Annotated in this window: 22 protein-coding genes; 8 read left to right on the top strand and 14 right to left on the bottom strand. The window is 70.6% G+C overall.

What is annotated here, in order from left to right; translation table 11 throughout:
* The first annotated feature begins 98 nt into the window (after positions 1-98).
* Complete coding sequence (locus ABZU52_RS01645) at positions 99-707, top strand: DUF559 domain-containing protein (RefSeq protein WP_354969164.1); 609 nt, start codon at positions 99-101, stop codon at positions 705-707.
* 439 nt (positions 708-1146) lie between these two features.
* Here ABZU52_RS01645 and ABZU52_RS01640 read toward each other — a convergent pair whose 3' ends face one another.
* The 3 genes from ABZU52_RS01640 to ABZU52_RS01630 all read right to left on the bottom strand — a co-directional run bounded on the left by ABZU52_RS01640 (position 1147) and on the right by ABZU52_RS01630 (position 4759).
* The gene (locus ABZU52_RS01640) at positions 1147-2841 is read right to left on the bottom strand and encodes a S8 family serine peptidase (protein ID WP_354969163.1); all 1695 of its coding nucleotides are present in this window, start codon (positions 2839-2841) and stop codon (positions 1147-1149) included.
* Positions 2842-2939: 98 nt separating this feature from the next.
* Positions 2940-3671 (bottom strand): HAD family hydrolase, encoded by a 732-nt coding sequence (locus tag ABZU52_RS01635; RefSeq protein ID WP_354969162.1) that lies wholly within the window; start codon positions 3669-3671, stop codon positions 2940-2942.
* A gap of 116 nt (positions 3672-3787) precedes the next feature.
* A complete protein-coding gene (locus ABZU52_RS01630; RefSeq protein ID WP_354969161.1) occupies positions 3788-4759 on the bottom strand; it encodes a DMT family transporter in 972 nt (323 codons plus the stop codon).
* An 86-nt stretch (positions 4760-4845) separates the two neighbouring features.
* Here ABZU52_RS01630 and ABZU52_RS01625 point away from each other — a divergent pair, with 86 nt between their 5' ends.
* Positions 4846-5391, top strand: a complete 546-nt coding sequence (locus ABZU52_RS01625; RefSeq protein WP_354969160.1) for a CGNR zinc finger domain-containing protein — start codon at positions 4846-4848, stop codon at positions 5389-5391.
* Here ABZU52_RS01625 and ABZU52_RS01620 read toward each other — a convergent pair.
* From ABZU52_RS01620 to ABZU52_RS01610, 3 genes are all read right to left on the bottom strand, one after another.
* Complete coding sequence (locus tag ABZU52_RS01620) at positions 5358-5957, bottom strand: GNAT family N-acetyltransferase (RefSeq protein ID WP_354969159.1); 600 nt, start codon at positions 5955-5957, stop codon at positions 5358-5360. The genes ABZU52_RS01625 and ABZU52_RS01620 overlap by 34 nt on opposite strands.
* A 164-nt stretch (positions 5958-6121) precedes the next feature.
* The gene (locus ABZU52_RS01615) at positions 6122-6304 is read right to left on the bottom strand and encodes a DUF397 domain-containing protein (protein WP_354969158.1); all 183 of its coding nucleotides are present in this window, start codon (positions 6302-6304) and stop codon (positions 6122-6124) included.
* Complete coding sequence (locus ABZU52_RS01610; RefSeq protein ID WP_354969157.1) at positions 6295-7107, bottom strand: helix-turn-helix transcriptional regulator; 813 nt, start codon at positions 7105-7107, stop codon at positions 6295-6297. Before ABZU52_RS01610 ends, ABZU52_RS01615 begins: the two co-directional genes overlap by 10 nt.
* A gap of 525 nt (positions 7108-7632) precedes the next feature.
* On the opposite strand from ABZU52_RS01610, the gene ABZU52_RS01605 reads away from it, so the two are divergent.
* On the top strand, positions 7633-7923 hold the full coding sequence (locus ABZU52_RS01605) for a hypothetical protein (protein WP_354969156.1): 291 nt from the start codon (positions 7633-7635) through the stop codon (positions 7921-7923).
* A 79-nt stretch (positions 7924-8002) separates the two neighbouring features.
* Here the strand turns inward: ABZU52_RS01605 and ABZU52_RS01600 are convergent, their stop codons facing one another.
* From ABZU52_RS01600 to ABZU52_RS01580, 5 genes are all read right to left on the bottom strand, one after another.
* Positions 8003-9412 carry a class II fumarate hydratase gene (locus ABZU52_RS01600; protein ID WP_354969155.1) on the bottom strand — a complete coding sequence of 470 codons (1410 nt, stop codon included), beginning with the start codon at positions 9410-9412 and terminating at the stop codon, positions 8003-8005.
* Between the two features lie 35 nt (positions 9413-9447).
* The gene (locus ABZU52_RS01595; RefSeq protein WP_354969154.1) at positions 9448-12426 is read right to left on the bottom strand and encodes a BTAD domain-containing putative transcriptional regulator; all 2979 of its coding nucleotides are present in this window, start codon (positions 12424-12426) and stop codon (positions 9448-9450) included.
* Positions 12427-12685: 259 nt separating this feature from the next.
* Positions 12686-14353: a fumarate hydratase gene (locus tag ABZU52_RS01590; protein ID WP_354969153.1), complete on the bottom strand. Its 1668-nt coding sequence runs from the start codon at positions 14351-14353 to the stop codon at positions 12686-12688.
* A gap of 114 nt (positions 14354-14467) precedes the next feature.
* Positions 14468-15904, bottom strand: coding sequence for a PQQ-binding-like beta-propeller repeat protein (locus ABZU52_RS01585; protein ID WP_354969152.1), 1437 nt, complete (start codon positions 15902-15904; stop codon positions 14468-14470).
* 79 nt (positions 15905-15983) lie between these two features.
* Positions 15984-16487, bottom strand: coding sequence for an Lrp/AsnC family transcriptional regulator (locus tag ABZU52_RS01580; RefSeq protein ID WP_354969151.1), 504 nt, complete (start codon positions 16485-16487; stop codon positions 15984-15986).
* Positions 16488-16626: 139 nt separating this feature from the next.
* On the opposite strand from ABZU52_RS01580, the gene hppD reads away from it, so the two are divergent.
* The 4 genes from hppD to hisC are packed head-to-tail and all read left to right on the top strand — an operon-like array spanning position 16627 to position 20096.
* Entirely contained in the window at positions 16627-17832 is a 1206-nt protein-coding gene (gene hppD, locus ABZU52_RS01575) for a 4-hydroxyphenylpyruvate dioxygenase (RefSeq protein ID WP_354969150.1), read from the top strand.
* Between the two features lie 11 nt (positions 17833-17843).
* Positions 17844-17981 carry a hypothetical protein gene (locus tag ABZU52_RS01570; RefSeq protein WP_354969149.1) on the top strand — a complete coding sequence of 46 codons (138 nt, stop codon included), beginning with the start codon at positions 17844-17846 and terminating at the stop codon, positions 17979-17981.
* Positions 17982-18003: 22 nt separating this feature from the next.
* Complete coding sequence (locus tag ABZU52_RS01565; RefSeq protein ID WP_354969148.1) at positions 18004-18996, top strand: RDD family protein; 993 nt, start codon at positions 18004-18006, stop codon at positions 18994-18996.
* The gene (gene hisC / locus ABZU52_RS01560; RefSeq protein WP_354969147.1) at positions 18993-20096 is read left to right on the top strand and encodes a histidinol-phosphate transaminase; all 1104 of its coding nucleotides are present in this window, start codon (positions 18993-18995) and stop codon (positions 20094-20096) included. The genes ABZU52_RS01565 and hisC overlap by 4 nt, the downstream gene beginning before the upstream one ends.
* 103 nt (positions 20097-20199) lie before the next feature.
* On the opposite strand, the gene ABZU52_RS01555 is transcribed toward hisC, so the two are convergent.
* Positions 20200-20469, bottom strand: a complete 270-nt coding sequence (locus ABZU52_RS01555) for a hypothetical protein (protein WP_354969146.1) — start codon at positions 20467-20469, stop codon at positions 20200-20202.
* Between the two features lie 278 nt (positions 20470-20747).
* Positions 20748-21365, bottom strand: coding sequence for a hypothetical protein (locus tag ABZU52_RS01550; RefSeq protein WP_354969145.1), 618 nt, complete (start codon positions 21363-21365; stop codon positions 20748-20750).
* Positions 21366-21934: 569 nt separating this feature from the next.
* Between ABZU52_RS01550 and ABZU52_RS01545 the strand changes: the two genes are divergently transcribed.
* Complete coding sequence (locus ABZU52_RS01545; RefSeq protein ID WP_354969144.1) at positions 21935-22771, top strand: BTAD domain-containing putative transcriptional regulator; 837 nt, start codon at positions 21935-21937, stop codon at positions 22769-22771.
* A 91-nt stretch (positions 22772-22862) separates the two neighbouring features.
* Here ABZU52_RS01545 and ABZU52_RS01540 read toward each other — a convergent pair whose 3' ends face one another.
* A complete protein-coding gene (locus ABZU52_RS01540; protein WP_354969143.1) occupies positions 22863-24119 on the bottom strand; it encodes a PQQ-binding-like beta-propeller repeat protein in 1257 nt (418 codons plus the stop codon).
* Between the last annotated feature and the right edge of the window lie 18 nt (positions 24120-24137).

Raw genomic sequence — 24137 nt, 5'->3', positions numbered from 1 at the left:
GGCCTACGGAAGCAGGGCGCCCACCTGCCGGCGGAATGTCACCGCGCCCAGCACGACACCTGTCCCGCCCGGCCGCCGTTCCCGTCGGAGCAGGGGGCATGGTGGCGGCCAGTCGGGGCGATGGGTGGGCGGCGGCCAGCACGTTCAGGCCCAGGGAGCGGGACCTCCCGATCCCCCGGTCCGATCCCGGGCGGGCCGCCTGGGAGACGGCCGTCTGGCTCGACCCGGTCCGGGCGGTCGCCATCGTCGACTCGCTGCTCGGGCAGGGGCTGGCCGATCGCGACACCCTGGCCGCCGTGGCTGCCAGCAATGCTGACCGGCCGGGTGGACGACGAGCCCGCTGGGTGTTCGACCTGGCCGACGGCGGAGCCGAGTCTCCGCCGGAGTCACACCTACGCGTGCGGTTGGTGCTGGGCGGGCTACCGCGCCCAGCGGTTCAACATCCGATACGCCTGCCCGTCGGCGTTGTTCTGCACTCGGATCTGGCCTGGCCGCAATATCGGGTAGCGGTCGAGTACGACGGGACGTGGCACTCCGACGCGGAGCAGCTGCACCGCGACCGCCGTCGGCTGAATCAGCTGGTCGGCGCGGGTTGGCTGGTCCTGCACGTGACCAGTCGACGGCTGCACGGCGAGTTCCCGGCGGTGCTTCGAGAGGTACGCAACGCGCTGGTCAGCCGCGGATGGCGACGGGGGTCGCCCAGTTGACCATGATCATCTCGGGTTTCTGGAAACCGCGCCATCCTTCAGGCACCGACACCGCGCCTTCAAGAAACCCGAGTCGATCATGACCGAGGCCGAACGCCGGGCCTCGGAAGCCGGGCCTGGGACGGCGAGCACCAGGCTCGGACGACGACGGCCGTGGCCAGAACGACAGGCCCCGACGACGGCAGGGCCCGGTCGACAGGCCCCGACGAGCACAGGGCCAGCACGACAGGCCCGAACGACCGCATGGCCAGGACGAGAGGCCAGGACGACCGCAGGCGAAAACGACAGGCCCCGACCAGCACTGGGCCCACGACGACAGGGCCACGACGAGCACAGGGCCAAAACGACAGGCCCGGACGACCGCAGGGCCCGGTCGACGAGTGTCGACCGGGCCCCGGAGGGTGGTGGCGGTTGGGCCACCTCCGCAGCGCAATGTGCGTTACGGGCGGGCGTTCGGCTTGAGCGGGGTCTTCACCGCCGAGTAGGCGTCGACGATCCCGTAGCCGTAGAAGCCGTTGAAGTTGACCCCACCGGCGCAGTACGCGTCGTAGGTCTCGTCCCGGCCCTCGTTGCGGTACTGCTGGAGGCGCGGCTCCGGGCACGCGTGCTCGGCGGCCGTGCGGTAGAGGTGCTGCTCGACCTGGTCCGGCGACATCCCGAAGCCAGTCCGACCCTGCGCCTTGCCGTACCGGCTGACGATCAGCGCAGCGACACCTGCGGCGTGCGGGGACGCCATCGAGGTGCCCTGCAGGTACGTGTAGTAGCCGCACTCACCGTTGGCCTTGCACTGCTTGAAGACCGAATCCTCGAAGCCGGCGACGATGTTGCCGTCAGCGTCGACCGATCCTTCCTCCTGAAGCACATGCTTCGGGTACGAGGAGAGGATCAGGTTGGCGTCGGTACGGAAGGTGTCGGTGCCGAAGCCGTCCCGGAACCAACCACCCGGCGCGGCGACCGAGATCTGCTCGGTGCCGTAGTTGGAGAAGTCCGACTTCTTGCCGGACGGGCCGACCGACGACACGCCGATCACGTGCGGGCCCTCGGTGGGCAGATCCCAGCAGCTCTCGTTGTCGATCGGTCGCGGGTACGGGTCCGCGCCGTAGTCCGGGCTCGTGACGTCGGTACGCGGTGCGCCCAGGTCCTCGTTGTTGTTGCCGAGCGCACCGACGAGGGTGACGCCCTTGTTGTGCGCGAAGACCAGCGCCCGCTTCATCGCCTTGATGATGGCCCGCTGCTCGGCCTGGTCCTCGGGCGAGTCGGCCGGGTTGGCGGTGCAGTTGTAGAGCCACGGGTCGACGTAGAACGACATGTTGACCACGTCGATCCCGGACCGGCCGGCGTAGACCAGGGCGTTGACCACCGGGTCGAGGAAGAAGTAGCCGGAGTCCTGGCCACCCTTGAGCTCGACCAGCGAGACGTTCGGGGCGACACCGGAGAGGCCGAAGCCGTTGGCCGCGGCGCCGATGGTGCCGGCCACGTGGGTGCCGTGCCCGCCGTCGTCGGTGCCGACCGGGTCGAGGCAGCTCGCCACCTCGCAGGGGCCGTCCACGTCGGTCAGGTCGGGCGCGAAGTTGCGCGACAGCGACCAGTTGAAGTTCGGCGCGATGTCCGGGTTGCTGGCGTCGACGCCGGTGTCCAGTACGCCGACGGTCACCCGACGGTCGCCCGGCTCGATCTTGCGGGCCTTGTCGGCCCGGATCATCTCCAGGCCCCACAGCTTGTCGTCGAGCGGGTCGAGCTTGGCGCCCTTCTTGGCAGCACCGGCAGCACCGGCACGAGCGCCGGCAGCGGCCCGCAGGTGCTCCTGCTCGACCCGGTCCAGCTTCGGCTTGCGGCCGATGGCCTTCTGCTCGGCGGCGCCGATCAGCGTCGGCGCGGCGGTCGCCCTGGCCGCGAAGTCGGCCCGGTCGCTGCTGACCTGGAACATGCCGACCTCGTCGGACCGCGACACCACAGTGCCGCCAGCTGCCTTGATGGCGGCGACGGCCGTGTCGGCGGCGACGCCATCCTCGGCGACGACGGTGAAGGTGCGGGAGTCGCTCGGCGCGGCGTTGGCCGGAACACCCAACCCCGTAGCCGTAAGTGCCAGCACTGCCGCGGTCGCGACCGTACGGGCGGTGAAGCGCTTGCTCACCACATCGGATCCTCTCGTTGAGGGACGTGGCAGCCATCACACAACACCGGGTCGGAATACGCCAGCTGAACGCCCGTTATGGCCGTGAATTCCTCCACTTAGACACGCGCATCGGCCACGCCGGCACGCGCACCGAGAGCACCGTCCGAGTCGACGCGCAGACCTGCGAGCGCGGCCGGCAGGTCAGCCATGCTCGACACCTCGGCGTCGGGCGTACCGCCCGGCGGGCGAGGCAGACCGAGCCGGTTCAACCACACCGATCGCAGGCCGGCCCGCTGAGGTGCCACCACGTCGTGCTCCCAGGAGTCACCGACGTACACGATCTGCCCGGCCGGCACCCCGGCCGCCGCGACCACGGCTGCGTAGAACTCTGGGGCCGGCTTCTTGGGCAGGCCGTTCTCGTGCGCGTACAACTCGAAGGCGAACTCGCCGGTGAGCCCGCACCGTTCGGCGCGGCTGTTGCCGTTGGTGGCGAAACCCAGGGTGTACCGGCCGCGCAGCGTGGCCAGCGCCGGTGGCACGTCCGGGAACGGCCGGGTGAGGGCGAACCGGCGGGCGAAGAAGAGGTCCGCGATCTCGTCCAGGTGGTCGGCCAAATCGGCGCGGGTCAGCGACCGGGCCAGCGCGGCGCGCCGGATCTCCATCACCGGGGCAGCCGTCAGCTCGCCGAAGACCGCGTCCCAGTCCGACTCCAGCTCAGCGAGTGTCACGCCGGCCGCCGCCGGGGTGCGTCGCCGCATCTCGTCGAGGACGGCCACCAGCCCGCCGGTCACCGCGGGACGCAGGTCCAGCAGCGTCTCGTCAGCGTCGAACACCACAGTCGTCAGCACGACGCCACTCTCTCACCGACCGCCAAGCCCAACGACCGCCAAGCGAACCGACCGTCCAACACAGCGGCCGGACGCACCAACATCGGTGCACCGCCCAGCACCACCGACCGCGAACCTCACCGACCGTCGAGCGCCAGCTCTGGCTCGGGCGAGGCCGCCGCCGGTGCGGCCGTCGAGGGCGAGCCGCGCAGCTCGTCGAGGCGCACCAGGGCGACGCCGGCGACGATCAGCGCACCGCCGAACAGTTGCCACGCCGTGGGCAACTCGTCGAGGAACAGCCACGCGATCAGCACCGCGAACAGCACCTCGGTCAGTCCGACGAACGACGACAGCCGGGGACCGAGGATGCGGGTGCCGGCGATCCCGGCGAGGTACGCGATGACGGCGGCCACCAGCGAGAGCCCGGCGATGGGTACCAACCAGCTGGTGGGCTGCCCGGCGAAGGTGACCTCGCCGAAGGTCGCGTGCAGCGGCAGCAGACCGGTCAGCCCGATGAGGAGCAGCACGGCGGCGCCGACGGCCATGCCGCCGCTGGCCATGGTGACCGAGGGCAGTCGGGGGTCGACCCGACCGGCGAGCACGAAGTACCCGGCCAGGCCGAACGCCGCGCCCAGCCCCCAGAGCACGCCCACCGGGTGGAAGTCGGCGGTGCCGGCGAGGTCGAGCACGAACGCCAGCCCGGCCAGCGCGGCCACCGACCCGGCGATGGTGAGCCGGCGGGGCGGCTGCCCGTGCCGCAGCCACATCCAAACCACGACGAGGATGATGCCGAGGTATTCCAGCAGCAACGCGACGCCGACCGGCAGATAGCGCACGGCATTGAAGAAGCACACCTGGGCCAGCGCCACCCCGAGGAGCCCGAACATCCCGATGGCGGTGGCGTTGCTCCGCAGCACGTGCCACTTGCCCCGCAGCGCCAGCAGGGCGGGGATCACCAGCACCAGGGCGGCCACGCCGACCCGGGCGATCACCGCGGACTCGGCCGACCATCCGGCCGCGATGAGTGATCGCGCGAAGGTGCCGGAGGTGGCGAAGGTGACTGCGGAGAGCAGCGCCAACCCGACACCGGCAGCAGGTCGTGAGTGCATGTCGCGCTCCTCGGAAAGGGCACCGTGTCATGAGCAAACTATCCTTGTGCTGATGACGCTAGGCGGAGGCCATGACAGGAGTCAAGTTGCTATTCGCTCATGACACTGAGTGTTCGCTGATCGCCGCCGCCGCGCTGGTCAACACCGCGGGCCGCAACGGCGAGTTGCTGCCCGACATCGCGGCGCTGGACGCGTTCTTCGTCCGCCACTCCTACAGCGGGCGGCACGAGCACACCGACGCCGAGTTGCGGGCCGTCCGGGAGTTGCGGCCCCAGCTGCGCCGCATCTGGTACGCCGAACCACCCGAGATCGTCGCCGTGGTCAACGGCCTGCTGCTGGAGCACAAGGCGCTGCCGCAGCTGATCGAGCACGACGACGAGCCGTACCATCTGCACGCCGTGCCCCGCGACGCCCCACTCGCGACGCGCATCGCGGTGGAGGCGGCGATGGCCATCGCCGACCTGGTCCGCGCACGGGAGCTGAGCCGGCTGCGCATCTGCGAATACCCGGATTGCGACAACGTGGTGGTCGACCTGTCCCGCAACCGGTCCCGACGGTTCTGCGAGGCCGGCTGCGGCAACCGCGCCGCGGTGACCGCCTACCGCGCCCGCCGGGCGGCCGGCCGATCCTGACCGGCGGTCGCCCACTCGTCGGCCCGCAGCTCGTACTCCACCTCGCCCTGCTCGGTGCCCGGGATCGGGTCGTCGAACTCGACGTGGAACGTCCGCACGTAACGCAGCCCCACCTTCGCCATCACCCGCCGGGACCGGTCGTTGACAGTCATCGTCTCGGCCCAGACCCGACGCACCCCGATCGTGTCGAAGGCGTACCGGACCAGCGCCCGCGACCCCTCGGTGGCCAGCCCTCGCCCCCACGTCGCGCGGCGCAGCCGGTAGCCCAACTCGGCCTCGGCGCCGTCCTCCGACGGATCCAGCGCGAACCAGCCCAGGAACTCACCGGACTCCCGATCGTGCGCCGCCCACCTACCCAGCCCGGGATGCCTGTCGTACTGGGCCAGCAGCCTCGGCAACTGCTCATCGCGCACGGTGGCCAGCGGGGTCGCGACGCCGCCGGTGAGGAAACGCATCACCTCGGGGTCGCTGTCCAACTCGACCAGCGCGTCCACGTCAGCCATCGTCAGCCGCCGCAACCGCAACCGCTCGGTCTCCGCCGGCACACCCGCCCCGTCGTCACCCATGGCCCGGATCATCCCGCCGCCCCGGTGACGCCGTCGACCCGTTTACCCGAGCCACCCAAGATCCGCGCAACGTCGGGGAAACTGCTGCCTCAGGCCGCGCCGAGGCAGCAGTTTCCCAGAAGTTGCGCCGAAACCCGACCGCCGTCGCGGGCGAGGCGGTCGCGTCAGCGCGGGAGCGCGGCCACGAAGAGCCGCCAGGAGTACGCGTCGACAACGAGCACGGGTCCGCCCGAGTCCTTACTGTCGCGCACCCCGACCACGTCCCCCAGATTCGTCGCCACCTCGACGCACTGGTCGTTGGAACCACTCCGGCTGCTCTTACGCCACCGGGCTCGGGTCAACTCCACGACTCCGCCACTTCCCTCAGCAACTCGATCGACTCCTGCGGTGGCAGCGCCTGCCCGAGGGTAGCTTCCCAGGTCCGTTGTAGACGCAACAGATCCGCAGGCCGATCGAGTTCTTGGCCGCCGATCTGGCCACCAAGGTAGGCAAGATCGCTGTGGTCAGCCACGGTGGCAACGATGAACGGGCCGTTCAGGCCGGGATACTCCTCGGCCGAGCGGGGCACCACATGGAGTTGAACCCGCGGATGCTCGGTCGACAAGCGCGCCAGGTGCAGCGCTTGCTCGCACATCACCTTCCGACCGCCGACCCGTCGCCTCAGCACCGACTCGTCAAGCACCGCCACCACGTGCGGCGGGCGATCCCCGTAGAGGACCCGCTGGCTGTCCATCCGGTCCGTCAGCCGACGCTCAACCTCGTCGGCATCGAGCAGTCGGTCCGACTCGAAGATGGCGCGGGCATAGCCTTCGGTTTGCAGCAGCCCAGGGACGTGCAGCGGGTCGAACCATCGCAGGGCTCGCGCCTCCGCGAGGATCGCACGCCAGCCCCGCAGCCAGGGCTGCGTCCGGTCCAGGCTGACCAGTTCGGTGGACATCCGGCCAAAGAGGCCGCCGGTCTCGAGAGCCCGGTCGACCAGTTCCAGGTACTTGGCGGTGGGCGGCTGCTGGCCCAGCTCGACGGCGCTGACCATCGACGCCGAGTAGTTGACCGCCTTGGCCAACTCGTCCTGGCTCCAGCCGCGCCGCGCCCGCGCCCGGCGCAGCTCCGCGATCAGGAACGCCGCCGCCGTCATCTGTCCATCGGCCATGCCCAGCCACTCTCCAACCCGCCGACGATCAACTCCAGCCGACCAACAGAGCCGGCGCGGCCCGGGAACAGGGCAGCTACGACAGGTGGGTCGAACCCTTCCGACCGTAGTCGTCCGATCACCAGACTGTGAAGCGCGGCACCGCTCCCCGTCCCCCGGGCCCGGCGGCACCGCACGGGACCGCCCGCTCCCCCGTGCCGGGCGGTCCCACCCCCGACAGACCACCCAAGATCGCGCTCGATCCTGGATCTAGTGGGGTCCCGGCGGGGCGGAAGCCACTACATCAAGGATCGAGCACGATCTTGCGGTGCGAAGCGAGATCAACGGGGGAAGATCCGCGCAACATCGGGGATGTTGCTGCCTCGCGCGTCCCGGAGGCAGCAACATCGGGGAAGTTGCTCGGATCTTGGCGCGGGGCGCGGGCGCAGGGCGCAGGGCGCGGGGCGCTGGCGCGGGGCGCTGGCGCAGGGCGCAGGGGCGCGGGGTGATGCCACACACGAGTCAGCTCGAAAGGACTTCAACACCATGTCCCCGACCGCCCCGGACGACCGCGCGACGACGCCCTGTCGACCGCACCTGCCGTTGCGCCCGCTCTGGCTCTGCCGGGTCTGCGCCGCACCGTGGCCGTGCCCGGTCGCCCGACTCAGTCTGCGCCAGGAGTACGCGCACGACCAGGCCGGGTTGAGCGTCTACCTGTGCACGGTCCTACTCGACGCGGCGGCCGACCTGTACCGGCTCAACCCGCACGACGGCCCGGACCCGGCCGCACTGTTCGCCCGATTCCTCGGCTGGGCCAGACCACGACACCTGCGCTGAGCAGGGCCGGGCAGGCAGGGCAGGCGGGCAGGGGCAAGGCAGGCAGGCAGGGCAAGCAGCGGCAGCGGCAGCGGGCGGATCAGGGGTGGGTCATGCGGAGTAGGTCCAGGATTTCGTCGAGCTGGGTCTCGGTGAGCTTGCCGGAGTCGACATGCCCTCGGGAGATCACCACCTCACGGATCGAGGTCTGCTTGGCCAGCGCCTCCTTGGCGATGGACGCGGCCTCGTCGTACCCCAGGTAGCGGTTGAGTGGGGTGACGATCGACGGCGAGCCCTCGGCGTACGCCAGACAGACCTCGGCGTCCGCGACCAGGCCGACCACCAGCCGGTCGGCGAAGAGCCGGCTCACCGCGGAGAGCAGCCGGATCGACTCCAGCAGATTGCGGCCCATCACCGGGAGCATCACGTTCAGCTCGAAGTCACCCTGCGAACCGGCGAAGGTGACTGTCGCGTCGTTGCCGATCACCTGGGCGCAGACCTGCCGCATTGCCTCGGCGACCACCGGGTTGACCTTGCCCGGCATGATCGACGAGCCGGGCTGGAGGTCGGGGATGCGCAGTTCACGGAGACCGGCCCGGGGGCCGGAACCCATCCAGCGGATGTCGTTCGCGATTTTGTAGAGGCCCACGGCGATGGTCCGCAGTTGCCCCGACGTCTCCACCAGCGCGTCGCGGGCGCCCTGCGCCTCGAAGTGGTTGCGCGCCTCGGACAATGGCAACCCGGTCGACTCGCGCAGCCTGCCGATCACGGCGGCGGCGAAACCGAGCGGGGTGTTGATCCCGGTACCCACGGCGGTGCCGCCCAGCGGCAGTTCGGCGAGCCGGGGCAGCGGGCCCTCCAGCCGTTCGATGCCGTAGCGGACCTGGGCGGCGTACCCACCGAACTCCTGGCCGAGGGTGACCGGCGTGGCGTCCATCAGGTGCGTACGCCCGGCCTTGACCACCGTCTCGAACTCCGCCGCCTTGGCCTCCAACGCCGTGGCGAGGTGGTTCAGCGAGGGCAGCAGGTCCTCCACGATGAACTGGGTAGCGGCCAGGTGGATCGACGACGGGAACACGTCGTTGCTCGACTGGGAGGCGTTGACCTGGTCGTTCGGGTGCACCGGCGCGCCCAGCTCACGGCTCGCCAGGGTGGCGATCACCTCGTTGGCGTTCATGTTCGACGACGTGCCCGAGCCGGTCTGAAACACGTCCACCGGGAACTGGTCGTCGTAACCACCGTCGGCCACGTGGGCGGCGGCGGCGGCGATGGCGGCGGCCACGTTCGCGTCGATCACGCCCAGCTCGCCGTTGACCTCGGCCGCCGCGCCCTTGATCTGGGCGAGGGCCTTGATCTGGGCCGGTTCGAGGCCCCGGCCGGAGATCGGGAAGTTCTGCACCGCACGCTGGGTCTGCGCCCGCCACAGCGCCTCGGCGGGCACCTCCACCTCGCCCATCGAGTCGCGTTCGATCCGGTAACCGGTCGCCTCTGGAGTCGTCACGCGTACCATCCTGCCGCGCCCGTCGCCGAACCGCAGATGATCCGTCAGCCCAACTCGGCGAGCAGCCGCTCCACCTCGTGCCGGTCCGGCACGTCGATCTGCCGGTACAGGGACAGCGCCCGGGTCAGGTGCGCGCGGGCCGCCGTCGGGTCGCCCGTCCGCAGGCACCGGCCGATGCCCTCCAGCGCCCGGCCCTGCTCGTAGCGAGCGCCCAGCTGGGTCGCGTCGGCGAGTACCCGGCGGTACAGGTCGAGGGCACTTGTCACATCGCCCTGGGCCAGGATGGCCCGGGCCAGCAGGTTGCGCGAGCCGCACTGGGCGACGCGGTCCCCCACCTCGGTCATCGCGACGAGCGCCGAGCGGTGCAGGTCAGCCGCCAACTCCGGACGGCCGGCCTCGCGTTCCATCATCCCGATCTCGTTCAATACCTCGCCTTCGCCGAACCGGGCGCCCACCTGCCGTTTCAGGCGCAGCGCCGCCCGCAGCAACCGGCCGGCAGGCCCCACGTCACCCATCCGGTGCCGGGCCATCCCGAGGTGCCCGATGGCGTTGGCGATGCGGCGCGGGTCGCCGATCTCGCGGGCGACAATCAGGTGCTTGCGGGCCGTGAACACCGCCTCGTCGAGCCGACCCCACAGCAGCAAGCTCAACGACAGGTTGTTGAGTTCGTTCGCCAGCGCGTCGTTGTCGCGCATCCGGGTCGCCAGCGCCCGGGAGACGTCGTAGGCATCCCGGGCCCGCTGAAATTCGAAGTTGGCGCCGTACGAGGTGCCCAGGTTGACGAGGGTGTTGCGGACTTCGCGATGCAGACCGAGCCGACGGAAGATGTCGAGCGACATCTCCATCACCCGGATCGACTCGGGAAAGTTGCCCAGCCGGTAGTGGGCCGAGGCGAGATAGTTGAGCAGCGTCGCCATCGCCCTCTCGTCACCCAACTCCTCCGCGGCGCGCAGTCCGACACGGTGCGTCTCGATCAGCTCGTCGAGACGGCCGCTCTCGAACTGGGCGTACCAGCACGCCCTGGTCAACTGCCAGCAGTAGTGAAGGAACCTCTCCGTTTCGGCCAGGCGGACCAGGGCGGGCCACAGGGCCACGTTCTCGTCGAGCCAGGCTCCGCCCTGCTCGGCGACGGTCGCGGCCAGGTCGGCGCGGAGCGGCTCGCCCGCCACAAGCAGCGGCCGAGAGGCGGAGAGTTCCCGCTTACGGGCGATCGTCATGGCGACCTGCAGGTGGTGATCGAGTAGACGCTCGATGCCATCCCGGCGCTCCACCGCCCGGTCCGGGTGAGCTATCAAGGTCCGGGCGTACTCGCGGACCAGGTCGTGCAACCGGTACCGATCCTGCTCCACCTCCTCCACCAGGTGCGCGTCGACCAACTCGTCCAGCAGATCCTGCGCACCAGGGAGGGACAGCTCGGCGAGGACGGCGGCGACCGAGGTGTCGAACCGTACGCCCGGGTGCAGGCCCAGCAGCCGGAACGCGCGCTGCGCCGATGGCGACACCTGGGCGTACGACAGGGCGAAGGCCCGCCCGACGGACCGTTCACCCGCTTCGAACTCGGCCAACGGATCGGGTCGGCTCGACAGCCGCTCCGCGAGGTCGGCGATGCGCCAGTGGGGCCGATGGGCCAGTCGAGCGCCGGCCAGCCGGATGGCGAGCGGTAGGTGCCCGCAGCGGCGGACGACCTCGGCTGCCGCCTCCGGTTCGGCGGCGACCCGGTCGGGACCGACCACCCGCCCCAGTAGTTCGACCGCCTCGTCCGGGTCGAGCACCGGCAGCGAGAATGGTCGTCCCTCGTCCACACCCACCAGCCGGCGACGGCTGGTGACCAGGACCAGACAGTGCGAGCCGTTGGGCAGCAACGGTGTCACCTGGTCGGCGGTGGCGGCGTTGTCCAACACCAGCAGGGCCCGCCGGCCGGCCAGTTCCGTGCGCCAGAGCGCCAACCGGTCGTCCTGGTTCGTCGGCACCCGGTCGGCAGGCACACCGAGCTGCCTCAGGAGGGTGGCCACCGCCGCGGACGCCGTCAACGGGGCGCGTTCGCTGTGGCCGTGCAGATCGATGTAGAGCTGGGCGTCCGGATAGTTGTCCACGAGTGCGGTGGCGACGTGCACCGCCAGCGTGGTCTTGCCGCTACCGGCCATACCGTCGATAAGCTGGATCCGCGCGCCGGCCTCCACATCCTTGACCAGGCGGGCCAGCGTCTGCTGGCGACCGGTGAAGTCGCCGATCGCCCGGGGCAGCGAGCGAACCGGAGCGATCGGCCGCGCTTCCCGACCGGCCAGGGCCAGGTCGCCGGCGAGTACGCGCTGGTGCAGCTCCTGCAACGCGGCGCCCGGCTCGATGCCCAGCTCGTCGGCGTAGAACCGCCGGCCCTCCCGGTAGACGGCGAGCGCGTCGGCCTGCCGACCGACAGAGGACAGCGCCAGCATCAGTTGGCCGCGCAGACGCTCCCGCAGCGGATGCTGATCGACGCTCTCGGTCAGCTCCTCGATCAGCTCCGCAGCCCGCCCGAGGCGCAGCTCGACGTCGACACACTCCTCCAGCGCGGTGAGACGCTGCTCGTCGAGCGTCTGCGCCCGGCGGCGCACGCTGCGGCTCGGAATGCCGCCGAGCGCCGGCCCGCGCCACAGTGCCAGCGCGGCGCGGAACCGCTCACTCGCCTCGGCCAGCCGTCCGGCGGCGACGGCGGCACGGGCCGCTTCGACGTTACGGGTGAAGACCTCGGCGTCCAGGTCGTTCGGGGCGGTGCGGACGCCGTACCCGACCGGATCGGTGATGATGGTCTCCGGGGCGAGCCCCAGCTCGGTGAAGCGGCGACGCAACCGCGACACGCAGGTCTGCAACTGGGCTCGGGCGGTGGCTGGCGGGCGCTCCTCCCAGACCGCGTCGATCAGCTCGTCGACCGGCACGAGCCGGCCGGCCCGGAGCAGCAGCATGGCGAGCACGATCCGGTCGCGTCCCGCGGTGACAGTGGACTCGCCACCGCCCACCCGCAGGGGCCCCAGGATCCCGAACCGCATCTACTCTCCCGCTTCCGTGGTGCAACTTCCAGCAGAGTAGTCCGGTGGTAACAGATCGCCTCGGCCAGGCGATAGCGATCTGAGAGCGGATCGACAGCGGTGCCCAGCAGAATCAATTCGGGTTGTCGGTGACGGCATCCGACGGGGGCGGTGCGCCCGTCCCTCCCCAGCGGGGCGGGCGTACCGATGTCGGCAGAGCACAGACGACGGAAGGGGTGCCGGGCGGATTCGCCCGGCACCCCTTCGCGTACCTGTCGGGTCAGCGGCGCCCGACGGTGAGCACCGGCTTGGTGACCTCGGCGAAGAAGTCGTTGCCCTTGTCGTCGACCACGATGAAGGCGGGGAAGTCCTCGACCTCGATCTTCCAGACCGCCTCCATGCCCAGCTCCGCGTATTCGAGCACCTCGACGTGCTTGATGCAGTCCTGGGCGAGGCGGGCTGCGGGGCCGCCGATCGAACCGAGGTAGAAGCCGCCGTGCTGCTGGCAGGAGCGGGTCACCTGACCGGAGCGGTTGCCCTTGGCCAGCATCACCTGCGAGCCGCCGGCGGCCTGGAACTTCTCCACGTAGGCGTCCATTCGGCCGGCGGTGGTCGGGCCGAACGAGCCGGACGCGTACCCCTCGGGGGTCTTCGCCGGGCCGGCGTAGTAGACCGCGTGGTCCCGCAGGTACTGCGGCATCGGCTCACCGGCGTCCAACCGCTCGGCGATCTTGGCGTGGGCGATGTCCCGGGCGACCACGAGCGGCCCGGAGAGTGAGAGGCGCGTCTTCACCGGGTACTTCGACAGCTCGGCGCGGATCTCGTCCATCGGCCGGTTCAGGTCGACCCGGACGACAAGCTCGGCGTCGAGCGAATCGTCGGTCACGTCGGGCATGAACCGCGCCGGGTCGGTTTCGAGCCGCTCCAGCCACACACCCGACGGGGTGATCTTGGCGACGGCCTGGCGGTCCGCCGAGCAGGAGACGGCGATCGCCACCGGGCAGGACGCGCCGTGCCGGGGCAGCCGAACCACCCGTACGTCGTGGCAGAAGTACCGCCCACCGAACTGCGCGCCGATGCCGAAGTTGCGGGTCAGCTCCAGCACCTCCGCCTCCAGCTCCAGGTCGCGGAAGCCGTGCGCGCTCATCGAACCCGAGGTGGGCAGAGCGTCGAGGTACTTGGCGCTGGCGTACTTCGCGGTCTTCAGCGCGTACTCGGCGGAGGTGCCGCCGATGACGATGGCCAGGTGGTACGGCGGGCAGGCGGCGGTGCCGATCAGCCGCAGCTTCTCCTCCAGGAACTGCATCATCCGGGTCGGGTTGAGCAGCGCCTTCGTCTCCTGGTAGAGGTACGACTTGTTGGCCGAGCCGCCGCCCTTGGCCATGAACAGGAACTTGTACGCGTCGGGGTGCCCGTCCGGGTCCTCGGCGTACAGGTCCACCTGGGCGGGCAGGTTGCTGCCGGTGTTCCGCTCGTCCCACATGGTCAGCGGGGCGAGCTGGGAGTAGCGCAGATTGAGCTTCGTGTACGCCTGGTAGACGCCCCGGGAGATGGCCTCCGCGTCGCCGCCGTCGGTCAGCACGTGCCGACCGCGTTTGCCCATCACGATGGCGGTGCCGGTGTCCTGGCACATGGGCAGGACACCGCCGGCGGCGATGTTGGCGTTGCGCAGCAGGTCCAGCGCGACGAACCGGTCGTTCGGCGAGGCGGCCGGGTCGTCGATGATCGACCGGAGTTGCGCCAGGTGCGCGGGGCGCAGGAAGTGCGCGATGTCGTGCATCGCCTCGGCGGTCAGCGCGGTGAGCGCGGACGGTTCCACGGTGAGGAACCGGCGGCCTCCCGGGCCGTGTACGACGTCCACGCCCTCGTCGGTGACCAGGCGATAGTCCGTCTGGTCCGGGCCGGTCGGCAGCAGAGGGGCGTACGAGAATGCGGCGGCACTGCTCATGAGCGGCAAGCCTAGGGCAGACCGGCCGATCACTCCCACCCGCCGGGCGGGTCCTGGGACGCCGCTCTCATCCACCGAGCGTGCTGGGCCTCGCCGCCGTCCAGAACCGCCCGCTCAGCCGTCCTTGCCGCCGTCCGGGTCGGGGCAGAGTTCACCCTTCGGCCCGCAGTCGCCGTTGTTCGGCGCGCCGGGGCCGGTGGCGCCCGGCCCGGGATTCCCACCGTCGCCGGGTGGGCGGTTGGGCGAGCTTCCGGACGCGCCGAAGCGGACGTATCCGATCTCCCGCCCCTCGCCAATGATCATGCCCTGCGACCCGACCGCGAGGGCGTTCGCCGAGGTGCGCAGGGCGGCCAACTCCCGGCCGGTGCGCGGGTCCAGTGCTACCAGCCGGGACGGCTTCTCGTCGGCCACCACCGCCGCGTACGGGGTGAGTGCGGCCCCGGCCTTGCCGCTGGCCGGTCGCGTCCAGAGCACCTTCTCGGTGCCCAGCTCACGGGCGATGACCGACCGCTTGTCGGCGGACCGGAACACCGCCGAACGGTCGTCCACCGCGATCAACTTGGTGCCCGGCTCACCGACCCAGAGCAGCCGCCCGTCGTACCCGTCGATGACCGCCTCGCGGCCGTCCGGTGCGACGCCGATCAGCACGTTCCGCGCACCCTGCGGGTCCTCGCGTTGCACGCAGCCGGCGGAGTCGGCGGTACGCAGGTTGACGCCTGCCCGCTGCCAGGCCTCCTGCCCGGTCGCCGAGTCCCGGGCGGAGATGGCGAAGTAGCAGGTGCCGTCCTGGGAGCGGGCGGCGATCCGCAGCAGCCGGCCGCCCACCACGGAGAGCCGCTCGTCCCGGCTGGGCTCGACGTTCTGCAACACCCGGCCGGTGGCGGTGTCGACCACGTGGACCCGACCGTCGACCGGGAAGCCGAGCAGCGGTGGCGCGGCCTCCGCCCCGGCCACCCCGTCGTCGATCCGGGTGGCGGTGAGCCGGCGGGTGCCGCGCAGACCCGGGTTGTCGGCGAGCAGACCGCTGTGCACCCCGGGCAGGAAGGCCGTCCAGAGCGGCGCGGTGCCCCGCGGGTCCCAGGCGCTCAGGGTGCAGTCGGTGGCGTCCGTGCACCGGGCGTCGAGGAGCAGATTGCGGTACGTCCACACGGCCACCGCGTCATCGTCACGTCGCCGGGTCACCCCGGTCGTCGGGTCGAGCAGCTCGTACCCCTTGACCAGGAGCTTGCCCACGGCCACGACGGGGTCGCGGTCGCCGCCGGCGACCGCCGCCCAGTCCGCCTTGCGCTCCCAGAGCTTGGCGCCGGTGGCCAGGCTGCGAGCCTCGACCCGGGTGCGCTGCTCGACCACGACGGCGTCGCCGGCGATGGTCACGCTGCGCGGAGTGCCGCCGACCCGTTGCTGCCAGACCACGTCCGGCTCGGAGATGGGTTCGCTGCGGTCCACCCAGTCCCAGAGGCTGGGGAACGGGTTCCACACGCCGGTCGCGGCGAGCGCGACGACCACGGCGAGGCCGAGCAGCAGCCCCCCGCGCACGCTCCCCTTCGCCACACCGCACACCGTAGCCACGATCACGGATCTTCCGTACGCTCGCGCCGCCGTGTCGCCGCGCTTTCTGGGCTCAGAGGTGTTACAGCGCCCTTCCCTCGGCCCGAACGGCGCTGCGCACCAACGGAAGCGTGCGGTAGGGAATCTGCTCGGCCAACGCGATGATCGTCGAGGCCCGGGTGATGCCCGCGGACGAGACGATCTGGTCGATGACCCGTTGCAGGTCGGTGTTGGAGCGGGCCACGATCCGGCAGAGCAGGTCGCTGGAGCCGGTGATGGTGTGCGCCTCCAGCACCTCGGGGATGGCGGCGAGGTGCGCGGTGACCGGGTCGTGGCCGTGCCGCTGACTGATCTCCAGGGTGACGAAGCTGGTCACCCCGAACCCGATCGCGGCCGGCGCGATCTCGGGGCCGAAGCCCTCGATGACCCGCCGCTCGACGAGCTTGTCCAGCCTCGCCTGCACGGTGCCCCGGGCCACGCCGAGCCGCCGGGAACACTCCAGCACCCCGATCCGAGGCTCCTCGGCGAGCAGTTCGATCAAGCGCACGTCGAGCCCGTCGAGCTGTACATTCTGCTCACCATTCATGGGTGAATACCATACCGAATGCGCAACCTGACCAGCCTTTCTGGCAACAGTTGCCCACCCCATGCCGGGGCAGCGATCCTCGCCACAAGAACCGACCACGGCGGCCCACAAGGCCGGCCGGTACGCGAGGGAGTCCACCATGACCCAGGCGATCGACCGACCCCAGTCGACCGAGGACGTCGACATCGACCGGCTCGTCGGCGCTGTCGACCACGACATCAGCCACGACCCGTTCCCGGTCCGGGGCCTCGACCACGTGCACTTCCTGGTCGGCAACGCCAAGCAGGCCGCCCACTACTACTCCACCGCGTTCGGCATGACCTGCGTGGCGTACCGCGGCCCCGAGCAGGGCTACCGGGACCACGCCCAGTACGTGCTGACCAGCGGCTCGGCCCGGTTCGTGCTGACCGGCGCGGTGCGCCCGGACGCCGACGGCACCGAGCACGTGGCGAAGCACAGCGACGGGGTCAGCGACATCGCGCTGGAGGTGCCGGACGTCGACGCCGCGTACGCGCACGCCGTCGCGCAGGGCGCCACCGGCGTCGTCGAGCCGCACGAGGTGAGCGACGAGCACGGCACGGTCCGGATGGCCGCCATCGCCGCGTACGGCGACACCCGGCACACGCTCGTCGACCGGTCCCGCTACACCGGCCCGTTCCTGCCCGGCTTCGTGGCCCGGGGCCCGATCGTCGACCGGCAGCCGATGATCGACGCCGGCATCCAGCCGAAGCGCTTCTTCCAGGCCGTCGACCACGTGGTCGGCAACGTGGAGCTGGGCCGGATGGACGAGTGGGTGGAGTTCTACAAGCGGGTGATGGGCTTCTCCAACATGGCGGAGTTCATCGGCGACGACATCGCCACCGACTACTCGGCGCTGATGAGCAAGGTCGTGGCGAACGGCACCCGCAAGGTGAAGTTCCCGCTCAACGAGCCGGCGATCGCCCGCAAGAAGTCCCAGATCGACGAGTACCTGGAGTTCTACCAGGGCCCGGGCGCCCAGCACATCGCCGTCGCCACGAACGACATCCTGGCCAGCGTCGACGCGATGCGCTCGGCCGGTGTGGAGTTCCTGGACACCCCGGACTCGTACTACGAGGACCCGGAGCTGCGCGCCCGCATCGGCAACGTGCGGGTGCCGATCGAGGAGCTGAAGGCCCGCAAGATCCTGGTCGACCGGGACGAGGACGGCTACCTGCTCCAGATCTTCACCAAGCCGGTGCAGGACCGTCCGACGGTCTTCTTCGAGCTGATCGAGCGGCACGGCTCGCTGGGCTTCGGCAAGGGCAACTTCAAGGCGCTCTTCCAGGCGATCGAGCGAGAGCAGGAAGCCCGCGGCAACCTGTAACACTTGCGAGCGTGACGCAACCTCTGTCGTACCCGACGCCGCCGGTCGGTGGGCCCCTACCCACCACCGGCGGCGTCGCGCCGCAGCCCGGACCACACCGCCTCCATCACGAGTTGGCCGAGGCCGTCGTCGTTAAGGTGTCTCCGTGAGCAAGCGAAGCGGAGCGACGGCGTGAGCGTGCAACCTGGTTGGTACGTCGACCCCGCCGACACCGAGACCCGGCGTTACTGGGACGGCGAGGGTTGGCTCGGTGCGCCCATTCCCGTCGACGCGACTCCGCCGGACGGTCCGCCGCCGGCCGAGCCGCCGCCCGCGCCGGTCAGTCCGGCAGAGCCCGCGGCGTCGACCACCCCCGGCTCGGCACCACCCGCGCCGGGCTGGTCGCCGCAGCAGGGCCCACCCCCGGGGTACGGCCCTCAGCCTGGACCCGGTCCGGGCTGGGGCCCGCAGGGCACTCCGCCCGGCTGGGCGCCGCAAGGCACTCCGCCCGGCTGGGCGCCGCAGGGCACTCCGCCCGGCTGGGCGCCTCAGGCTGGTCACCCCGGCTGGCCCGGACGGCCGGCGGAGCCGCGACCGCACGGCCACCGGTTGGCCGGCTACGGCCGTAGGTTCGTCGCCCGGCTGATCGACTTCGGCCTCGTCTTCGCGCTGAACGTCGTCGTCAACGGCTGGTTCGTCTGGCGCTGGGCGCAGGAGTGGACGCCGTACTGGCAGGAGGTCTTCCGGCGCGCGGCGCGGGGCGACACCTCCGCCGACAACCTGCCGATGCCCGGCGAGCAGGCCGGGTCTCTGCTGGTGGCGATCCTGCTGATCGCCACCGCGCTCTGGCTGGCGTACGAGGTGCCGACCATGGCCTCCGGCGGGCAGACCATCGGCAAGCGGGTGATGCGGATCCGGGCGGTGCCGATGACCGCCGATCAACCGTTGGGCTTCCGCCGGGCGCTGAGCCGGTGGAGCACGCTGGGCCTGCCAACTCTGCTCTGGTACTGCCTCGGGCTCGGCCTGGTGCTGCAACTGGTCGACGCGCTCTCTCCCCTCTTCGACCACCCCCTGCGCCAGGCGCTGCACGACAAGCGCGCGCAGACAGTGGTCGTCGAAGTCCCCTACCGCACCGATCCCGCCCCCTCGAACGACCGCAACCAGCCCCCGGGAGACACCCCATGACCGACTCTGGACGTCACCAGCCGGCGCTGCGGCTGACCCGCGCCGACCTGGACGCGCTGCCCAGCTACGTGCCGGGGCGCAGCCCCGCCGACCTGGCCCGGGAGTTGGGCCTGCCGGAGGCCATCAAGCTGGCCAGCAACGAGGTGCCGTACGGGCCGCTGCCCGGTGTGGTGGAGGCGGTCACCGAGGCGATCACCACCTCGCACCGCTACCCGGACATGGGCGTGGTCGCGCTGCGGGACGCGCTGGCCCAGCGGTACGGGGTGGACGCCGACCGGATCGCCACCGGCTGTGGTTCGGTGGCACTCGCCGAGCATCTGGTGCGGGCCACCTGCCTGCCCGGCGACGAGGTGCTCTACTCGTGGCGGTCCTTCGAGGCGTACCCGATCATCGTGGCGACCAGCGGCGCGACAAGCGTGCGGGTGCCCAACGACGCCGGGCACGGGCACGACCTGGCGGCGATGGCCGCGGCGGTGACCGACCGGACCCGGGTGATTTTCGTCTGCAACCCGAACAACCCGACGGGTACGGCGGTGCGCCGGGCCGAGCTGGACCGGTTCCTCGACGCGGTGCCGGACGACGTGCTGGTGGTGATCGACGAGGCGTACCGGGAGTTCGTCACCGACCCCGAGGTACCGGACGGTCTCGACTACCTGGACCGGCCCAACGTGGCGGTGCTGCGCACGCTGTCGAAGGCGTGGGGGCTCGCCGGGCTGCGGATGGGCTGGCTGGTTGCCCAGCCGGTGGTGGCCGCCGCCATCCGCAAGGTGGCGACCCCGTTCTCCAGCAGCACGGCGGCCCAGGCCGGGGCGCTCGCCGCGCTGACCCAGGTGGCGGAGATGGAGCGCCGCTGTGCCCTGGTCGTCGCCGAGCGGGACCGGGTCACCGAGGCGCTGCGCAAGCTCGTGCCCGAGGTGCCGACGAGCCAGGCCAACTTCGTCTGGCTGCCGCTGGGCGAGCGGGCCGTGGCGTTCGGCAAGGCGTGCGAGGCGCGCGGGGTGATCGTGCGGCCGTTCGCCGGGGACGGCGTGCGGGTCACCATCGGCACCCCGGCCGAGAACGACGCGTTCCTGGCCGCGGCCGAAGCTGCCCTGGTCTGAGCGCAAGCTCGCCGTCGCGGTGGTGCCGCACCGGCGCACGGACAGGGGTACGAACGGCAGTGCGGGCGGGGCAGCAAGCAGCTGCTCCGCCCGCCAGGACCGGCTAGGGCGCTCCGTCGACTACCGCCAGTCGCCACTGCGCCGCACCCTCGACGCCGACGGCGAGATCGGTCGAGACGCCCTTGTCGACGAAGACCTGCGAGCGGTTGGGCACCCCATCGCAGGGATACCGCAGCGGATCGGCGGCCTGCACGTCCAGGGCGATTCGCCCTCCTCCGGTGCAGACGAAATACACCGTGAAACTGGCCCCACTGGGCACAACATCGGCGATGGTGACATCCTTCTGCTCCGCCAGCGGGCCGGCCAGCAGCACGCGGCCGGCCGGGAACCATCCCGTCGGCGCCTCTGGAGTAGGGGAAGGCCGGCCAGGCCCGGTGGGCGACGGGGGTTCGGACGGCGCCACCGATCGTCTCGCCGTGTCACCGGTGCAGCCGCTGACCAACAGCAACGGGACGACCATCCCGATGGCCAGGCATACGGCGGAACGACTAGCACGCATCTCGTGTCTCCAATCCAGGCCGGACGAGCCTGATGAACCTCACCTCGGTCGTCAAGCTGCCCGGAACGCCACTACACGAGCGGCACCCAGGTTCAGTAGTACAGCTTCCAGGCTTCGCGGTAGGGCGCGTAGGCGCTGCCCGAATTCTCGGAGGCCGTGTTGCAGTTGCTGTAGACGTAGTGCGACTTCCAGCTGACGTTCTCCTTCCAGTTGCCATAGTCGCCGTACAGGGTGGAATTGGCGTTGACGGTGCCGCTGACCTCGACACCATAGGACGTTGTGTTGCTCTGTTCGACGCCGGCGTTGATGGTGGCTTCCATCTTGGCGAAGATTGCCGCCTTCAGCTCAGCGGAAACCGAAACCGAAACCGTGAAGGTGGTGGTGCCCGTCTTCGTCGCGGTGAACTTGAAGCTCTTCGCCGAACTGGTGTTGTTGATGACCGACGTACGGAACTTCGCGTCGAAGGTGTTGGTGGTGTTGGTCATCGAGTAGAGGTAGGTCCCCGGAGTGCAGTACTCTGCCTGGGTGCCAAACTCAGGGCCCTGCTCACCCTTTGGGGGTATCGGAGCCGGGATTGGCACGAGGTCCTCAGACGCCGCCGGCGTGACCCCGCCCGCAGCCATGGCAGGAACTGCCGGCAGCAGCACGGCGGCGACGACGGTCGCAGCAAGAGGAAATGCTCGGAGCAGACCTGCAGATTTTTTAGTCATCGCCACATCCCTGGTCGGTATTGCGGTGGAGATTGCAGCCTTTCACTCCGCTGCACCAGCACTGCACATTCGCGGCACACGCGGCTGACCGAGGGCGGGCGGTCGGGTCTGGCCGCCCGAATTAGACCGGGCCGGGCGGACCGCCCGGATTATGAAGCGCAGGGCACGCTCGACCGAATCGTCAAGTTCAACAACCAATTACACGCCTGGGATCGCCGAGCTTGGTGGTGGCGTCAACGGGCAAGGGGGCGCCTACCCGGCACGTCGACCCGGAGATGACAGACTGTGGCGGATGCGCAATCAAGCCCTGGAACCTCGACGCCTGCCCATCAGCTGACCACGTCATTTGAGCTTCCCACTGCTCACACCTCGGTTACTTCAGGTGACGGGCGACTCTGTGCGACGGCCTCAGCTCGGTAGCGACGAAGCGGTCGAATTGCCCCACTGCGGATCGCCTCTAGATAAGTCCGTTAAATAATGGCGAGAGCATCCGTTGCCTCGGCGCGCGGGCCGATGTAGCGTCTCTGTCGCTGCCCACCCTGACGGTGAGCGACAACGGGGGTGCCACAATGATGTTCCGACTACTCAGCTCTCCGGGCGTTACAGTTGGCAATGCCTTCCACTCCCCACGGGAGGGACGCGTCCAGGGCATTTTCGCAGCTCTTTTATTTCGACGTGGGCAAAACGTCAGTTCGGCCACCCTGGCCGCTGCCATCTGGAGTGATCCGCCAGTTTCCGCGGACGCGAACGTGCGGACCTACATCGCCAAACTGCGCCGCTTTCTTGCCGACATCAGCCCGGAACTCCACGAACGTCTCGCAACCGTCCACGGTGGCTACCGGCTCGATATTCTCGACGGGGAGTTGGACCTCGGGCGATCCAACGAACTCTGGAACGAGGGCCGCCGAGCGATGAACCGCTCGGATTTCCGTGGCGCGGTCGAGGCACTGCAAAGCGCATCGGCACTCTGGGCGGGGACGTCAGGCCAGGATGTTACCGCTCAGGGCTGGCTCGACCATCGCTTGGCAGTGCTCCGCGAGCAACGATTCGCCTTGGCCGAGGACCTCACTGCCGCCCGCATCGCCAGCGGCGACGGCCTGCCCGCCATTGCTGGGCTGCCGGAAATCGATGATCTGGATCTGACCCGAGAAAAGTCGGCCGCGCTCATGCTCGTGGCGTGTTACCGGGCTGGCAATCTTCCGGCGGCCCTGCGGATCTTCGCGGCAGCCCGCACCACCTTGCGCCGGGAGTTTGGCGTGGAGCCGGGATCATGGCTGCAGACCCTTCACCACGCAGCCCTCCGGCGCGACGACGCTCTGCTGTTCTCCGATCAGCTACTGGTGAGTCTGAGCCGCGATGGCGAACCGCGACCCCAGCACTCCAACCTCACTGCCCGAGTGGCCTGACGGAGACGGGCGAGGCCGGGTTCGCAGCGCTCACCTGGCCCACCCGGTTCGACCGACGGCCCGCGACCCTGGAGGGTGGGGCGCGCCACGATCAGGTGGCGGCCAGGATCACCGTCTCCCCAGTGTAGTAGTAACGGCGGTCGTCGCCGGTGGGGTCGACCGGCTTACGGAGCCGCTCGACCGCGACGAACCCGTCTTCGGCGGTCACCGCCCCCGGCGCCCAGCCGGTCCCGTCCGAGCCGACGTTGAGCACGAAGCGGGACAACTGCCTACCGGTCGCCGGGTCCAGGGTCACCAGCTCGTTCGCCTCGGTCAGCAGGTGCACCCGGCCCTGCTGCCCGGCCAGGACCCGGGCCGGGCCCAGGCCCGCGGACCGCCACAGCTCCGTGCCCGTACGCGCCGATCGACCCACCACGACCCCGTCGAGCACGGCGACGGACTGCTCATCGACCAGCACGGCGCCGGCCGGGTCCAGCGCCGGAGCGGCGACCGGCGCTCCGGCACCCAACAGCCAACCCCGACCACCCTCGTCACCCGGCCCGGCGGTCCGCAACCCCAGACAGTCCGATCGGCCGGTACGGCAGCCGAGCGGCGTCAGCACCAACCCGTCCGGGCCGTTCGGCGGTCGCCAACGCTCCCGCACCGCGCCCGTCGACGCGTCCCGGAACTCGACAGTGGCCGCCCCGGCGCAGGTGTCCAGACCGATCAGCTGCCCGGAGGCGGTGGTGCCGACATCGCTGCGGCACCTGCCGGGCAGCTCGGCCCGCCACAGCTCCCGACCGTCGGTCAGCTCGACCCCACGCGCCTGGGCCTCCCCGGTCACCACCAACACGATCCGCCCGTCGGGGAGGTCGGTGAGCCGGAGCCCGGGCGCATCCCAGACGGTCGCCGCCCCGGTACGCCGCACCAGCGCCGCGCTCTTCGCGGGCTGCGGGCCGTCGGTACGCCAGCGCACCCCGCCGGTTCGGGCGTCGAGTGCGACAAGTTGACCGTCGGACCAGCGGCTGACCACCGTACTGCCGCTGGCCACCACCCCGGTCAGCTCCGCCGGCCAGCGCCGGTACGACCAGAACGGGCTGGTTCGGTACCGCCCGTCGACCGGCCGGTCGGCGTAGACCTGGCGGTGTGCGGCGTACACCCGCAGTCTTCCGTCGACGATCAACGGGGCGACCGGAAGTCGACCGATCACTCGGGCAGCCGGTCGGGCCGGGGCCGGATAGTCACCCCGGGCCACCGTGCTCACCTCTGCCGGCGCGAGGACCCGGTGGACGATGACCGCGATGGCCGCCGTCGCGAGCAGCGCCACGACCGCGATCACGAGCCGTCGCCGGCCTCTCGGGAACCCCATGCCGCACCTCCGCCCGGC

It is taken from the genome of Micromonospora sp. NPDC005220 (assembly GCF_040607895.1).
Lineage (GTDB): Bacteria > Actinomycetota > Actinomycetes > Mycobacteriales > Micromonosporaceae > Micromonospora.
This window is presented reverse-complemented; position numbering and strand designations above follow the sequence as displayed.